The sequence below is a fragment of the Streptomyces sp. NBC_00442 genome, assembly GCF_036014195.1.
Taxonomy (GTDB): Bacteria; Actinomycetota; Actinomycetes; order Streptomycetales; family Streptomycetaceae; genus Streptomyces.
Genome location: NZ_CP107918.1, coordinates 861,486 through 876,005 on the forward strand (window position 1 = coordinate 861,486; position 14,520 = coordinate 876,005).

15 protein-coding genes are annotated in these 14,520 nt (G+C 72.2%); 8 read left to right on the forward strand and 7 right to left on the reverse strand.

From position 1 onward, the window contains the following. Window positions 1-103: 103 nt before the first annotated feature. From OG432_RS03930 to OG432_RS03940, 3 genes are all read right to left on the reverse strand, one after another. The gene (locus tag OG432_RS03930; RefSeq protein ID WP_328307739.1) at window positions 104-910 is read right to left on the reverse strand and encodes an SAM-dependent methyltransferase; all 807 of its coding nucleotides are present in this window, start codon (window positions 908-910) and stop codon (window positions 104-106) included. 218 nt (window positions 911-1,128) lie between these two features. After that, the gene (locus OG432_RS03935) at window positions 1,129-1,395 is read right to left on the reverse strand and encodes a DUF397 domain-containing protein (RefSeq protein ID WP_328307741.1); all 267 of its coding nucleotides are present in this window, start codon (window positions 1,393-1,395) and stop codon (window positions 1,129-1,131) included. Continuing rightward, window positions 1,396-2,256 carry a helix-turn-helix domain-containing protein gene (locus OG432_RS03940; protein WP_328307743.1) on the reverse strand — a complete coding sequence of 287 codons (861 nt, stop codon included), beginning with the start codon at window positions 2,254-2,256 and terminating at the stop codon, window positions 1,396-1,398. A 206-nt stretch (window positions 2,257-2,462) separates the two neighbouring features. Here OG432_RS03940 and OG432_RS03945 point away from each other — a divergent pair, with 206 nt between their 5' ends. Further along, window positions 2,463-2,939, forward strand: coding sequence for an ATP-binding protein (locus OG432_RS03945; protein ID WP_328307745.1), 477 nt, complete (start codon window positions 2,463-2,465; stop codon window positions 2,937-2,939). An 83-nt stretch (window positions 2,940-3,022) separates the two neighbouring features. Next, complete coding sequence (locus OG432_RS03950) at window positions 3,023-3,415, forward strand: hypothetical protein (RefSeq protein WP_443058333.1); 393 nt, start codon at window positions 3,023-3,025, stop codon at window positions 3,413-3,415. Window positions 3,416-3,447: 32 nt separating this feature from the next. On the opposite strand, the gene OG432_RS03955 is transcribed toward OG432_RS03950, so the two are convergent. From OG432_RS03955 to OG432_RS03970, 4 genes are all read right to left on the reverse strand, one after another. Continuing rightward, the gene (locus OG432_RS03955) at window positions 3,448-4,362 is read right to left on the reverse strand and encodes a LysR family transcriptional regulator (RefSeq protein ID WP_328307747.1); all 915 of its coding nucleotides are present in this window, start codon (window positions 4,360-4,362) and stop codon (window positions 3,448-3,450) included. 84 nt (window positions 4,363-4,446) lie between these two features. Then, on the reverse strand, window positions 4,447-5,628 hold the full coding sequence (locus tag OG432_RS03960; protein WP_328307749.1) for a glycine C-acetyltransferase: 1,182 nt from the start codon (window positions 5,626-5,628) through the stop codon (window positions 4,447-4,449). 118 nt (window positions 5,629-5,746) lie between these two features. Continuing rightward, window positions 5,747-6,775: an L-threonine 3-dehydrogenase gene (tdh, locus tag OG432_RS03965; protein WP_328307751.1), complete on the reverse strand. Its 1,029-nt coding sequence runs from the start codon at window positions 6,773-6,775 to the stop codon at window positions 5,747-5,749. 442 nt (window positions 6,776-7,217) lie between these two features. Then, window positions 7,218-7,985: an MmyB family transcriptional regulator gene (locus tag OG432_RS03970; protein WP_328307753.1), complete on the reverse strand. Its 768-nt coding sequence runs from the start codon at window positions 7,983-7,985 to the stop codon at window positions 7,218-7,220. Window positions 7,986-8,247: 262 nt separating this feature from the next. Here OG432_RS03970 and OG432_RS03975 point away from each other — a divergent pair, with 262 nt between their 5' ends. The 6 genes from OG432_RS03975 (at window position 8,248) to OG432_RS04000 (ending at window position 14,468) form a co-directional block, all read left to right on the forward strand. Then, window positions 8,248-8,913 (forward strand): helix-turn-helix domain-containing protein, encoded by a 666-nt coding sequence (locus OG432_RS03975; RefSeq protein ID WP_328307755.1) that lies wholly within the window; start codon window positions 8,248-8,250, stop codon window positions 8,911-8,913. A 231-nt stretch (window positions 8,914-9,144) separates the two neighbouring features. Further along, window positions 9,145-9,672: a toxin-antitoxin system, toxin component gene (locus OG432_RS03980; RefSeq protein ID WP_328314989.1), complete on the forward strand. Its 528-nt coding sequence runs from the start codon at window positions 9,145-9,147 to the stop codon at window positions 9,670-9,672. A gap of 3 nt (window positions 9,673-9,675) precedes the next feature. Then, window positions 9,676-10,863, forward strand: a complete 1,188-nt coding sequence (locus OG432_RS03985) for an MAB_1171c family putative transporter (protein ID WP_328307757.1) — start codon at window positions 9,676-9,678, stop codon at window positions 10,861-10,863. Next, a complete protein-coding gene (locus tag OG432_RS03990) occupies window positions 10,860-12,281 on the forward strand; it encodes an FAD-dependent oxidoreductase (protein ID WP_328307759.1) in 1,422 nt (473 codons plus the stop codon). The genes OG432_RS03985 and OG432_RS03990 overlap by 4 nt, the downstream gene beginning before the upstream one ends. 73 nt (window positions 12,282-12,354) lie before the next feature. Continuing rightward, window positions 12,355-13,641, forward strand: a complete 1,287-nt coding sequence (locus OG432_RS03995) for a VWA domain-containing protein (protein ID WP_328307761.1) — start codon at window positions 12,355-12,357, stop codon at window positions 13,639-13,641. Between the two features lie 35 nt (window positions 13,642-13,676). Then, entirely contained in the window at window positions 13,677-14,468 is a 792-nt protein-coding gene (locus tag OG432_RS04000; protein WP_328314990.1) for a hypothetical protein, read from the forward strand. The last annotated feature ends 52 nt before the right edge of the window (window positions 14,469-14,520 follow it).

Genomic DNA, 14,520 nt, shown 5'->3' on the forward strand with positions numbered 1-14,520 from the left:
CGCCCGTCTCGCCCCGCGCGCACGCCCGGCCGCGGCCGGGCGTGCCGGGCCACGGCCCCGTCGCGGCCTCACGGCTTCCGGACCACCTCCGGCCCCGCGGGCCTCAGACCTTGCGGGCCACGCCGGCGTAGACGGGGATCGTCTCGTCCCCGTCGAGAGCGCTCTCACCGAGCTCGGGGTGCCAGAAGGCAGCAAGGCCGACGCCCGGGGCGGCCAGTTCACGGCCGTGGAAGAAGCGGGTGACCTCCGCCTTGGTCCGCGGGCGCAGCGTGACGCCGCCGCCCTTGTACAGCTCCACCGCGCGGGCCGCGCTCTCCTGGTCGAAGTCGCCGGTGATCTGCGACAGGACCAGGTAGCTGCCCGGCGCGAAGACGTCGAGGAGGCGGTTGACGATGCCGTACACATCGTCGTCGTCCCCGATGAAGTGCGTCAGAGCGATCAGCGAGACCGCTACGGGGCGCTCGAAGTCCAGGGTGTGGCGGGCGAGTTCGAGAATGCGCTCGGGTTCGCGGGCGTCGGCCTGGATGTACTCGGTGACGCCGTCGGGCGCGGAGCGCAGCAGTGCCTCCGCGTGGCGCAGCACGATCGGGTCGTTGTCCGCGTACACGATACGGGCGTCGGGTGCGGTGCGCTGGGCGACCTGGTGGAGGTTGGGCTCGGTGGGGATGCCGGTGCCGATGTCGAGGAACTGGCCTACGCCCCGCTCGGCGAGCCAGCGCGTGGCGCGGTGCATGAAGGCACGGTTGACCCGGGCGATGTCCCGGCCGCGCGAGTCGAGCGCGAGCAGCTGCTCGGCGAGCACCTCGTCGACCGGGTAGTTGTCCTTGCCGCCGAGGAACCAGTCGTAGACACGGGCCGGATGGGGCTTGCTGGTGTCGATCTGGACGGCGGTGCGGTCTTGCCCGGTCATGTGCGCTCCATGGGGATGAAGGTCAGCGAACAGGATTGTGGAACACGGCAGTTGCGGCTCGAACAGCGGACGGGAACCGGCGGCCCGGCGAGTGCGGCACGACCTGGCGGGATCGGGCGGAATCCGGAGGGATCCGGAGGGATTCGGAGAGACCCGGAGGGGTCCGGCGCACGGAGTCGGCGGGAACGCGTGGATCGTGGATCAGGTCAGATCGTGGATCAGGTCAGCAGGAAGTCGGCCTTGCCCGACTTCGCACCCTGGATGAAGGCGGCGATCTCGCCGGGTGTGTAGATCAGCGCGGGGCCTTCGGGATCGGCGGACTGGCGCACCGCGACCCTGCCGTCGGCCAGTTTCATGGCCTCGAAGCAGTTGCCGCCGTTGCCTCCGCTCCAGGGCTTGTGCCAGCCCTCGGCGCCGAGCTCGGCGGCGGGCATGCCGTTGTAGATGCGCCCGGCCGCCGTCCCGCCGTCGTATATGTGATCCATTCACAGCTCCTTGCGGAGACCCTTGAGGATCTCCTTCGTGCGTTGTGCAGTGGCGGCCTGAGCCGCCATGCGGTCCATGACCTCCAGGTGGGTGGCCACCTCGGGGCGGGCGTCCAGATAGACGGCGCCGGTCAGGTACTCGCTGTAGACCATGTCCGGAAGTTCGGGCACGGCGAAACGGAAGAGGACGAAGGGCCCGTACGTGCCCGGGTGGTGACCGGAGGCGAACTCGGCGACCTGCACGGTGACGTTGGGCAGCGTGGAGGCTTCCAGGAGGCGGTCGATCTGATCCCGCATCACCTGCGGCGTGCCGACCGGGCGGCGCAGCACCGTCTCGTCCATGACGACCCACAGCCGGGGCGCGTCCTCCCGGGTGAGAAGCGACTGGCGCTCCATGCGCAGGGCCACGTGCCGGTCTATGTCGGCGTCATTGGTGGCGCCGAGCGCGCCGCTGCGCATGACGTGGCGGGCGTACTCCTCCGTCTGCAGCAGACCGGGCACGAAGTGCGGCTCGTACGATCTGATGAGCGAGGCCGCGCCCTCCAGACTGACGTACATGCTGAACCAGTCCGGCAGGATGTCGTGGAAGCGTTGCCACCAGCCGGGCTTGTTGGCCTCCTCGGCGAGGGCGACGAAACCTTCCGCCTCCGCGTCGGCGATCCCGTACGCCTTCAGGAGCAGGACGACGTAGGGAATCTTGAGGGAGACCTCGGCCATCTCCATGCGCCGGACGGTGGCCGGGGCCACCCGCAGCACCTTGGCCGCCTCCTCCCGCCGGAGGCCGGCCCGCTCGCGCAGGTCCTGGAGGCGTCTGCCCAGCACGACCTGGCCCACGGTCGGGGCGGACCGGGGTTCACTCACTTCAGACCTCCCCACGCGCTGTTGCGTGCAGTGTGCCACGTCGTTGCAGATAGGAGAACGGCACTCTGCATTTTTCACAGTGCCTCTTGCCAAGTGTCCGCCGCGGGTACAAGGTGGGTCGGTGAACCAGTTCACACGCGGTCGTCGAGTGCAGCCTTGGGGGAGGCGGCACGGGGCTCCGCTTCCCCACTGTGAGGATTCCGGTCGTGGCTCCTGGTAACGCGCTCATCCCCCAGCTGACAGGCGCAGGCTCCGGGACCGCTGTGGTGCGGCGGTACGCGTTCGACGTGCCGTCCCGTACCGATTCGGTCTCGGTGGCCCGGCGCCGCAGCAGGGAGAAGCTGACCGGCTGGGGGCACCACGAGGAACTGCACGAGACCGCCTCCCTGGTGATCTCGGAACTCGTCACCAACGCCGTCATCCACACCGCCGGCGACCACATACTGTGCGAACTCACCGATCTGCGGCGGGCGTTGCGGATAGCGGTCAGGGACCTGGGCTGCGGCCCGGCCGGGCCGCGCCTGTGCCACTCCGGTGAGGAGGAGGAACGCGGACGCGGGCTGCTGCTCGTGGACGCGGTGAGCAGCGCATGGGGCTCGCACGACGCCCCGTACGGGCTCGGCCGGATCGTCTGGGCCGAGCTGGCGCACGAGGGGCCGGGCAAGGCGGTCCTTGAGTGCTGAGAGAGATTCTTCCCTGGGGACCCCGGGGCGGGCGACAGGGCCCGCCACCGGATGGGTCCGGAACCGCCGGGCCCCGTGGCCCCGTGCGCAGTGGGGGTGCGCACGGCGTGCTCGGGCCCGGCGGCTCCGCCGCTCGACCCGGCGGCGGGGTGCTCCTGCCGTCGATCCGGCCGGCGGCGCTGGGCCGGGACGCGGTGGGGGTGCCCGCCGGACACGGCTTCAGGCTCCTGTCCCGGCTGCCGAGCTCCGGCTGCGTGTTCGCCTCCGCCGACTGGTGGTGGTGGATCGTGCCGGCCGGCTCCGACCACGAGCTGCCCTGGCCGGGGCCGGTGCGCTACGCGCCGGGCGCGGTGGTCCCGGACGCCGGCGCGCCGCGCCTGATCCACTTCCCCGAGGGACCGACGCCCTACACCCCGCCGATCCCGCTGTACCTGGTGGTCTGCCAGCTGACCGGCACCGCTCCGGCCTGGGCCTGAGCCGGTACGCGCCGCGCCCGCCGACGGGCGCGTCAGTCCGTGGGCAGGCCGTCCGCCGCCTCGGCGAGCGCTTCGAGGACCGGCCGGAACAGCGGATGGCGCTCGGCTCCCCCGCGTACCGCGGCGAACACCCTGCGGGTCGGCGCGAGGCCCGCCACGGGACGCACCACCGTGTCCTTCCGCTCCATGCCGCTCAGCGCGGAACGCGGCACGAGGGCCACTCCCGCGCCCGCTCCCGCCAGCGCCACCACGGCGCGGAAGTCGTCGGACGAGTGCACCAACTTGGGCTGGAAACCGGCGAGTTCACAGGCCGTCAGCATGACGTCGTGGCAGGGGTTTCCCGGGTAGGGGCCGATCCAGTCGTCGTCGGCGAGCGCCGAGAGCGGAACCTGCGGGTCCTGGGCGAGGGGATGCGCCGCGTGCAGCACGGCGTCGAAGGGCTCGGCGTACAGCGGGACGCGTGAGAGCCGGCTGTCGTCCTCGCGCGGCGCTCCCCGGTACTCCACGGCGAGGGCCAGATCGGCCTCGCCGTCCAGGACCAGGGGCAGGGCCTCGTCGCCCTCGGCATCGCGGACGCGGACCCGGATCGCGGGGTGGCTCGCGCGCAGCCGCACGATCGCGGGGGCCAGCACCTCCGCGATCCCCGTCGCGAAGGCGGCCACGGTGACTTCTCCGGCCGCCCCGCCCGCATAGGCGGCCAGCTCCGCCTCGGCCCGCTCCAGCTGGGCCAGGACCGCGTTGGCGTGCTCCAGAAGGATCTCGCCCGCGGCGGTGAGCCGTACGCCCTTGCCGCTACGGGTCAGCAGGGTGTGCCCGGTCTCCTGTTCGAGGGCGGCGAGCTGCTGGGAGACGGCGGAGGGCGTCAGATACAGCGCTGCTGCCGCGGCGGTCACCGTGCGGTGGTCCGCCGCGGCACGCAGGATGCGGAGCCGGCGGGGGTCGATCACGCAGCCATTGTCGCGCGCCCGGCAGCCCGGCGACGACGCGCCGGGGACGCGGACGCGCCTGCGCGCCGGCCCCGGCACACGGCGTCAGGCCTTCATCGACTCCCGGGCGTCGACGAACGCGGCCACCGTCTTCTCGATGTCCTCGGTGGAGTGCGCGGCCGAGAGCTGGACGCGGATGCGGGCCGCACCCATCGGGACCACCGGGTAGGAGAAGCCGATCACGTACACGCCGCGCTCCAGGAGCAGTTCGGCCATGCGGGCCGCCTCGGCCGCGTCGCCGATCATGACGGGTGCGATGGGGTGCTCGCCGGGCAGGATCTCGAAGCCCTCCTCGCCCATCCGCGTACGGAAGAGCGTGGTGTTCGCGGCGAGCTTGTCGCGCAGGTCGCCGGCCGACTCCAGGAGGTCGAGCACCTTGAGGGACGCGGCAGCGATGACCGGGGCGAGCGAGTTCGAGAACAGGTACGGGCGGGAGCGCTGGCGCAGCAGGGCGACGATCTCGGCGCGGGCCGCGACATAGCCGCCGGAAGCGCCGCCGAGCGCCTTGCCGAGGGTGCCGGTGATGATGTCGACGCGGTCGCTCACGCCGTGCAGGGCCGGGGTGCCCGCACCGCCGGGGCCGGTGAAGCCGACGGCGTGCGAGTCGTCGACCATGACCATGGCGTCGTAGCGGTCGGCGAGGTCGCAGATCTCGCGGAGCGGGGCGATGTAGCCGTCCATGGAGAACACGCCGTCGGTGACGATCAGGCGGCGGCGCGCGCCGGACGCCTCCTTGAGCTTGGCCTCCAGGTCCGCCATGTCGCGGTTGGCATAGCGGAAGCGGGCCGCCTTGGACAGGCGGATGCCGTCGATGATCGAGGCATGGTTGAGGGCGTCGGAGATGACCGCGTCCTCGGCGTCGAGCAGGGTCTCGAAGACACCGCCGTTGGCGTCGAAGCAGGAGGAGTACAGGATCGTGTCCTCCTGGCCGAGGAAGGCGGACAGGCGGCCCTCCAGCTCCTTGTGGACGTCCTGGGTGCCGCAGATGAAGCGGACCGATGCCATGCCGTAGCCCCAGCGGTCCAGGGCTTCCTTGGCGGCGGCGACGACCTCGGGGTGGTCGGCGAGGCCCAGGTAGTTGTTGGCACAGAAGTTGAGCACGTCGCCCGAGGGCACGGAGACGGAGGCGCTCTGCGGGGTGGAGATCACGCGCTCGGGCTTGAAGAGGCCGGCCTCCTTGATCTCGTCGAGGGTCTTCTGGAGGTCGTCGCGGACGTTCGCGTACATCGGGTTCTGCTCCTAAGGCGGGCGGAGAGCGGAAGGGCGGGGACGGCGGGCCGGTCCTGTGGAGGGCCGGCGGGCCTGCGGTCCCCGCCGGGCGGCGGGTCGGGCCGCCCGGGGGGGCTCAGACGGTCCAGTCGAGGATGATCTTGCCGCTGCGCGCGGTGGCGGCCTCGTCGAAGGCGGCGTCGAAGTCCTGGTAGCCGTACTTGCCCGTGATCACGGGGCTGAGGTCGAGCCCGCCTTCGAGCAGCACCGTCATGGCGTACCAGGTCTCGAACATCTCGCGCCCGTAGATGCCCTTGATGGTGATCATCGACGTGACGATCTTGGCCCAGTCCACGGCGAATTCCTGGGCCGGCAGGCCGAGCATGGCGATGCGGCCGCCGTGCGTCATGTTGGCGACCATGTCGCGCATGGCCTCGGGGCGGCCCGACATCTCCAGGCCGATGTCGAAGCCCTCCTTGAGGCCGAGCTGGGCCTGGGCGTGGGCGATGTCGTGCTCGGCGACGTTGAGCGCGAGGGTGGCGCCCGCCTTGCGCGCGATGTCGAGGCGGGACTCGCTGACGTCGGTGATGACGACGCTGCGGGCACCGGCGTGCTTGGCGACCGCTGCGGCCATGATGCCGATGGGGCCCGCGCCGGTGATCAGCACGTCCTCCCCCACCAGGGGGAAGGAGAGGGCCGTGTGCACGGCGTTGCCGAACGGATCGAAGATCGCCGCGACGTCGAGGTCGACCTTGGTGCGGTGCACCCACACGTTGGAGGCGGGCAGCGCCACGTACTCGGCGAACGCGCCGTCGCGCCCCACGCCGAGACCGATCGTGGCGCGGCACAGGTGCCTGCGGCCCGCCAGGCAGTTGCGGCACTTTCCGCAGACCAGGTGGCCCTCTCCGCTGACCAGGTCGCCGACCGCGATGTCCTGGACGTCCGCGCCGATCGCGGCGACCTCGCCGACGAACTCGTGGCCGAGGACCAGGGGCGTCGTGACGGCGCCCTGCGCCCAGCCGTCCCAGGAGCGGATGTGCAGGTCGGTGCCGCAGATGCCGGTGCGAAGGACCTTGATCAGCACATCGCCGGGCCCGGTCTCCGGCTCGGGTACGTCCATGAGCCACAGTCCGGGTTCGGCGTGCTGCTTGACAAGTGCCTTCATGGGCGGTGCTCCCGGCGTACGGAGAGTGGCGGCCGGCCACGGAGGGGTGGCCGGACGTGGGGCTGACCGGACGCACGGCCGGAGGTACCGCCGTACGTGCTGATCCGGCGGACCGGAACAGGCTGCCGAGCCCGGCCGATCCGACTGATCACCAATCTGCCGAGCCCCGGCCCCCGCGTCCATCGAGGATTTCTTAAGCGGGCCAACAGCCAAGCTTCACGCGCGCCCCTCGCGCCCCGGGGGTTCCGCGCACCCCCCTGAATCACGTGCGGCGCACCGGCTGCTCCACACGGGTCACACCGACTGCCCCCCTGGAGACACGGCGAGTCACCACACGTCACGGTGCATCACGCCGGGGACCTCTCCCGGCGGGCCCGCCGCGCCCCAGGTTTGGCCGAAATCCTTCGGTACCGTGCCGGTAAGGGAGGGCCCGGAGACGTGCCTAGTGGCTCGGCACCACGCTCAGACGGGCGCGGCCGCGCCGCGCGACGGGCGGCTCGGTCTCGCGCAGGACCAGGGTCAGCCGCCGAAGCCCGAACTTCCGCAGCGTACGCGGGGATTCGACCACCAGACGGCAGCTGGTGCGGCCGCGCTCGGGGTCGGGGTGGCGCACCTGGCGGACCGTGCCGTCGTGGTGCACCGCCGCGTCGCCGACCGCTCTGACCCAGTGCGGAAGGCCGAGGCGGAAGGCGGCGTCCATGATCGGGTCGTCGGCGATCTCACGCCGGATGTCCGCGAGGCCGGGAGCGTTCTCGTCGTCGGCGAACGCCTCGGCGAACTGGGCCAGCAGGGGCAGGCACCAGCCCGTCTCGTGCTCGGCGAGCACGCTGGCGGCCTCCGGATGGAACAGGACGAAGCGCAGGAAGTTGTGGTCGGGCATCGCGGTCGGGTGCGGCCCCACGCCGCCGAAGAGCGCGTCGTACGCCGGATTGGCGTGCGCCACGCCCCAGCCCGGATCGAGCACCACGGACGGGAAGGGAAGGGCGTCCGTCATCGCGAAGTAGTCGTGGACATAGGCCCTGAGCTCCGGATCTCCCGGGAGCGCCGGGGTGCCGTTCGTTGCTGCCGTCGTGTCGTCGGCGGCGCGCTCCCCCGCGGCCGTCTGCTGTCCGGGCCGCTCCGGGACCAGGGCGAACGGGCGCCCCACCACCGGGACGTGCGCCGCCGGAACCTTGGTCACCGAATCCTTCGCCACCGATTCTTCCGCCATCGAGTACGCGACTCCTCTTGCTGGCCCGCTAGTGCGGCGGCCGGCCTTCGGGCCCGCCCGGGGCTCGGAGGGCGATCTTCACACCGCGTGGCGATCCTGATACCGCCGCCACAATGATGTCAAGCATCGTGGCATTCCGGCCCCCCGAAGCTTTGATTGCGCCACAACTGTGGCAAGTTCTGGTTGTTGTTGCCGGGACCCGCTAGCCTCCGGAGCATCCACTGTTGTGCCCACCGACTCGCATGATCTAGGAGAACTACTGGTGACGGACGGCTTCTTGGTTCCGGGACCGGCAGCCACGGGCCCCCTCGCGGCCGTCATCGCCCGTGTGGCCGAGCTCGCCGGAAAGCTCGGAATGGATCATGCGGACGTCTTCGACGTCCACCGGCTCTCCGAGGCATCGGGCGTGCCCGCCGACGTGGTCGGCGCGCTGCTCGACGGCCGCCCGGCCGGCGAACCCGATCTGCAGGCGCGTTTCCTGCAGCGGTTCGGCCTGCTGCGCAGCACCCGGCGCAAGCCCAACGGCCGCCCGCACACCCAGCAGGAGATCGCCGACGGCGCGGGCATGTCGCGCCAGCAGGCGGGCGCCCTCATCAACGGCGACCGGCGCCCGACGATGGAGCACTGCGACGCGATCCAGCGCTTCTTCGGCGTCCACGCCGGATTCTTGACCGCCGACGACACCGACGCCCTGGGCGGCGCCCTGCTGCGCACCGAGCAGGAGCTGCTCCAGCAGATCGCGGGCCGCGAGCGCGAGGGGGCGGCGCTCGGAGCCCCCGGCGGCGACGCGCTGGAACGGCTGCTCCAGGACCACGGTGTACGCGGCATCGCCTGGCGGGCCGCCCAACTCCCCACCGACAAGCACCGCGACAAGGTCACCGAGTGGCTGGACATGCTCCTGGAGAGCGTCAAGCGGTCGGAGTCCTGACATGCCCCGCACCACGTGGCGGCCGTGGTCCGCCGCGCCCGCAGGCCTGCCCGGACAGCGCTTTCCGCTGATTTCCGGCCTCGCGGTGATGCCGAGTTCAACGAACTCCGGCTCAATGTTGACTGGATCAATCGTTCACGGCTCGGCAGAGTGCTGGACAGTGACGGGTTGCTCGACGAAGTGCTGCTCGATGAACGGCTTGCGGGGAGAACGGTGGGCATAGGCAAGGAGATGCGCCGGCTGTGCGGCGAGCTGGTCGCGGGCATCACGATCCCCGCACCCGCGGAGCCGACCGCGCTGTACGCCGCCCTGTGCGAGGGCATGAGCCGGCGCAGGGGCCGCCCCGTCGAGTTCCGCATGGCGGCCTTCCCGCCCGGCACCGCGAGCGGACTCTGGCTCGACATGGCGGACCGTGACCTGGTCGTGGTGGAGGAGCGAACCGCTCCCGACCACCAACTGGTGATCCTGGGCCACGAGTTGTGGCACATGAACGCGGGGCACGGAAGCCATCACGTGGAGGGCGCGGCCGTCGCGGCCCGGCTGCTGCACACGGAGGGCGACCTCGGCGCGGCCGTACGCAAGGTGGCCGCACGCACCCGCTCGCACCTCTCGGAGGAGACCGACGCCGAGAGCTTCGGCCTGCTCCTGGGCAGCAAGTGCCGTCCCTGGCTCGAAGCATCCGGGAGCCGGGGGCCCGACCGCGAACTGCTCGCCGGCCGCATCGAGGCCGCTCTGGGCTACCGCTGGCCACAGGGCTGAGGCGTGAGGGACCCGGAATTCTATCTGCCCGCCATCCTGCTGGTCGCGGCCTTCGCCTGCCGGCTCCCCGGCATCCGGCAGACCTGGCGCGACCCGCTGCTGCTCACGGTCAACGCCCTCCTCGCCGTGGCGAGTTCGGTGTTCTTCTTCGCCGCTCCCACCACCATCGCGGAGGTCAACCGGATCACCGGCGTGCCCAACTTCTCGGCGCCGCTGGTGTATTCGATCCTCACCGCGTTCAGCGCCTCGTGCCTGGTGCTCATCATCAACTGGCGCGGTGGCCCGCCGCAGGCGGCCCGCCGGGCCACGCTCCGGTGCGTCACCGCGTACTCGCTGGTGATCGTCGCCCTGTTCACGCTGTTCGCGCTCGCCGACGCACCCGTCGAGCGGCTGCGCGACCTCGACACGTACTACGCCAACACCCCGTACATGCGCGAGATGATCGTCCTGTATCTGCTCGCGCACACCGTGGCGGCGCTGGTCACGACCTGGCTGTGCTGGGGGTGGTCGGTGAAGGTACGGGGCTGGCTGCGGGCGGGGCTCGTCCTCATCGTCGTCGGCTATCTGCTCAACCTGGTCTTCGACGCCGTCAAGTGCGCCGCCGTGGGCGCTCGTTGGCTGGGCCACGACCTGGACTACCTCAGCACGGGTACGGCGCCCCCCGTCGCGTCGATGTCCGCGCTGCTCATCGGCTCGGGGTTCATCGTCCCGCTCGTGGGGCCCCGGCTCTCGGAGACCTGGGGATCATGGTCCGCGTACCGCAGGCTCGGTCCGCTATGGTGCGCACTGCACGCGGCACCGGCCCCTCCGAGCGCCACGGTCAAGATGAAATGGTGGTCGCCGGTGCAGTTGCGCCTCACCCAGCGCGAGTCCGGCATCCTCGACGGATTCCTCACCCTCGCACCGTACTTCGACCGCACGCTGCACGGCGATGCCCGTGCCGCCGCGCTCCGCGCCGGCGCCGCGCCGAAGCAGGCGGAAGCGGTCGCTGACGCGGCCATGATCGCAGCCGCCCTCACCGCCCGGAGGAGCGACCCGGAGGGCGCGGCCCTGAGCAGCACCGAACCGGACGCCTCCCCCACCATCGGGCGCGCCCGCGACTTGATCGGTATCGCCCAGGCCTACCGCCGTTCAGCCGGCGCCGAAGGAGCCCGCGCCGACGCGGCACGGACAAAGAGCACACGCCCATGAGCACATCGGACGTCCTGGCGGCGCCGTCCCGCGGGCGCACGGCGGTGGTCGTCGGCGGTGGGCTCGCCGGCATGCTGGCCGCCGCCGCGCTCAGTGGCTCGGTCGACGAGATCACCGTGGTCGAGCAGGATGCCCTGCCCGTCGGACCCGAGCCGCGCGGCCGCCTGCCGCAGGCCCGGCACGCCCACATCCTGTGGTCGGGCGGCGCGGAGGCGATGGAACAGCTGCTGCCAGGAGTGACCGAGGCGTGGCTCGCCGCGGGCGCCCGACGGATCCCGCTCACCTCCCAGATGGTCGCGCTGTCACCCCAGGGCTGGTACCGGCGCTGGCGCGACTCCCACTACCTGATCTCCTGCGGCCGGGACCTCCTGGACTCCACGGTCCGCGACCGGGTCCGCGACCTGCCGGGCGTCACCGTCCTCGACTCGACGCGGGTCGTCGCACTCGAAGGCGGCGCACGCCGGGTCACGGGGGTTCGGGTACGAAAGGCCGACGGCACCGAGGAGTTGCTCCCGGCCACGTTCACGGTGGACGCCAGCGGCCGGGGTGCGCACACGCGGCGGTGGCTCGACGCCCTCGGCGTGCCCGCGGCCCGGGAGGAGGTCGTCGACCCGGGCGTGGTCTACGCCAGCCGTGTCTTCCGCTCGCCGGCCGGAGACCAGACCTTCCCGGTGATCAACGTGCAGGCGAACGCGAGGGCGTCGGCGCCCGGAAGGACCGCCGTCATCCTGCCCATCGAGGCCGGCCAGTGGCTGGTCACGCTCTCGGGCACGCGCGGCGCCCGGCCGACCGGCGACCCCGGCGCATTCGTGCCCTTCGCACTCGGCGCCCGGCATCCGGTCGTCGGCCGGCTCATCGCCGAGGCCGAGCCGCTCAGCGACGTGTCCACCTTCGCGCACACCGCCGGCCGCCGGCTCTTCTTCGAGAAGGTCAAGGGGTGGCCCGAGGGATACGTCGCACTCGGTGACGCGGTCGCGGTGTACAACCCGGTGTACGGCCACGGCATGTCGGTCGCGGCCCAGGGCGCACTCGCGCTGCGGGAGGCACTGGCCACGCAGGGCGTCACCGCGCCGCGGCTCGCCCGACGGGTGCAGCGCGCCGTGGCCGGCCCGGTGGGCACGGCGTGGCTCCTGGCGGGCCAGGACGTCTTCTATCCCGGCGCCACCGCCCGTCGGCCCGGTGCGGTCGAGCGGCTCATGGGCCACTGCGTCGACCGCCTCATCCACACCTCGACCGGCGACTACGCGGTCGCCACCGCGCTGACGGACGTCATGACGCTCACGGCTCCGGTCTCCGCACTGGTGCGGCCCCGCGTGCTCCTGGCCGCACTTCGCGGCCCCGGCCGGCCGCCACTGACCGAGCCTCCGCTGACGGAGCGTGAACTGGCCCTGGTACAAAGCCCGCAGAAGACCGCCTAGGCCGTCGCCGCGCGCGGCGGCCGCACGCCCCACTGATTTGGGGAGCGTGACGATGCTTCCATAGGATCCGGCGATGATCACCAGAAAACGTCTGGCGGCCGGAGTGTGCGCGCTGGTCGCCACTTTCGCCACCGGCATCCTTCCGGCGGCCGGTACGGCCTCCGCCGCCGCGCAGCCCGACGGGCAGCCCGCGCAGGCCGCGCCCAAGGTCGACCTCGTCCTCGACGTCTCCGGCTCGATGCGGACCGCCGACATCGACGGCAAGTCCCGGATGGCCGCCGCCAAGCAGGCGTTCAACGAGGTCCTCGACGCCGTCCCGCCGGAGGTCCAGCTCGGCATACGCACCCTGGGCGCCAACTACCCCGGCGAGGACCGCAAGGTGGGCTGCAAGGACACCCGCGCGCTCTACCCGGTCGGCCCGCTCAACCGTACCGAGGCCAAGACGGCCGTCGCGACCCTCGCACCCACCGGCTGGACCCCCATCGGGCCGGCGCTGCAGGGCGCGGCGGCCGACCTCAAGGGCGGTGACGCCACCCGCCGGATCGTGCTCATCACCGACGGCGAGGACACCTGCCAGCCGCTCGACCCGTGCGAGGTGGCCCGCGACATCGCGGCCCAGGGCATCCATCTCACCATCGACACCCTCGGCCTGATCCCGGACGCCAAGACGCGCGAGCAGCTCACCTGCATCGCCGAGGCCACCGGCGGCACCTACACCTCGGTGCAGCACACCGATCAACTCTCCGGCAAGGTCAAGCAGTTGGTGGACCGCGCGGCCGACCCGGTCGTCGTGCCGGTCGCCACCACCGGCACCGCGAGCTGTGAGAGCGCTCCCGAACTCAAGCCCGGCCTGTACACGGACCGCGAGAAGTTCGCCGAGCACCGCTCGTACAAGGTGAACGTACTGCCCGGCCAGGAGCTGCGTGCCTCGGCCAGCATCGGCATGGACCGCCCGGCCAACCCCGACTACGGCATCCTGCTGCGGGCGGTGACCGCGCACGGCCGCGAGATCGTACGCGGCTCGGAAGCCGGTGACGGCCGGACGGATCTGATCTCCACGGGCCTTCGCTACCCCAAGGCTCCCGCCGACGACTCGGACGACAAGTCGACCCCGGAGCCGGTCTGCCTCCAGGTGTCCAACTCCTTCTCGGCGGGGCCCGGTGTCAAGACCGACCCGGGTCTTCCGGTGGAGCTCGCCGTCGACGTGGTGGACGGCCCCGGCCACGCTTCCGACGTGGCCTCCTTCGGTCTCGGCCGGGGCTGGTGGCTGCTCGGTGCCCTCGCGCTGACCGGCCTTCTCGCGGGTCTGGTGTGGGGCTGGATCTCGCGCTGGCGCATCGCCGTCTGGCGGACCAGCTGATGCCGAACCACACCTTCAACCCCGGGGGCCAACTGATGCGTACCGTACGGACCTTGGCGGCCGCCGCCGTGCTGGCGGGCACGGTGCTCGTGGGCGCCGGAGCCGGAACCGCGCTCGCCGACTCGCCCTCGTCCGACGCGCCCTCGCCCGGCCCGACCGCGTCGAACAGCGACGCGGCGCCCACGGAGGCGGGGACGGCGTTCCGCACGGCGGTCGCGGTGCGGCAGGGCCAGAAGGCCACCGCGTCCGCGTCCAGCGGCGACTACCTGTACTGGATGTTCCCCGCGGATGCCGGGCAGCGTCCCACCGTCACGGCCAAGGTCACGCTTCCCGAAGCGGCCTCGCGGCACGGCGCCTCCACCTGGCGCATCGACGTGTACGACGGGCTGCGCCGCCGCCAGCCCTGTATGTACGGCACGCAGTCCGGGTCCGCGGCCGAGGACGCGGCCACGGTCGACCTGTCCTGCACCCTGCGGCCGACCGTCGCCTGGGCCGACACGTGGTCCACCGACCCGTTGCCGGGCAGCTACTACATCCGGCTGACGGCGGTCTCCCTGCCCGAGACCGACCGGGGGCTGCCGTTCAAGGCGGAGGTCGAGCCGACCGTCCTGGACACCGGGGGCGCCCACGCCGTGGACGGCAGGCTGTCCACCCCGCTCGGCGCGAAGTCCGCGGTCGAGCCGGACGGCGGCTGGGCGTCGGGCTGGTGGACCGACCGCTGGGTGTGGACGGCCGCGGGCGGACTCCTCGCGGCGCTCGCGGGCATCGCCGGCTACAACCTGACCCGCGGCCGCGGCCGGCCCTCCCGCGCACCTCGGGGGGTCTGACACCCGCCGGGGCGGTACCGGCCGGGCACGGCCGAAGGCCCGGCGGGCCGCG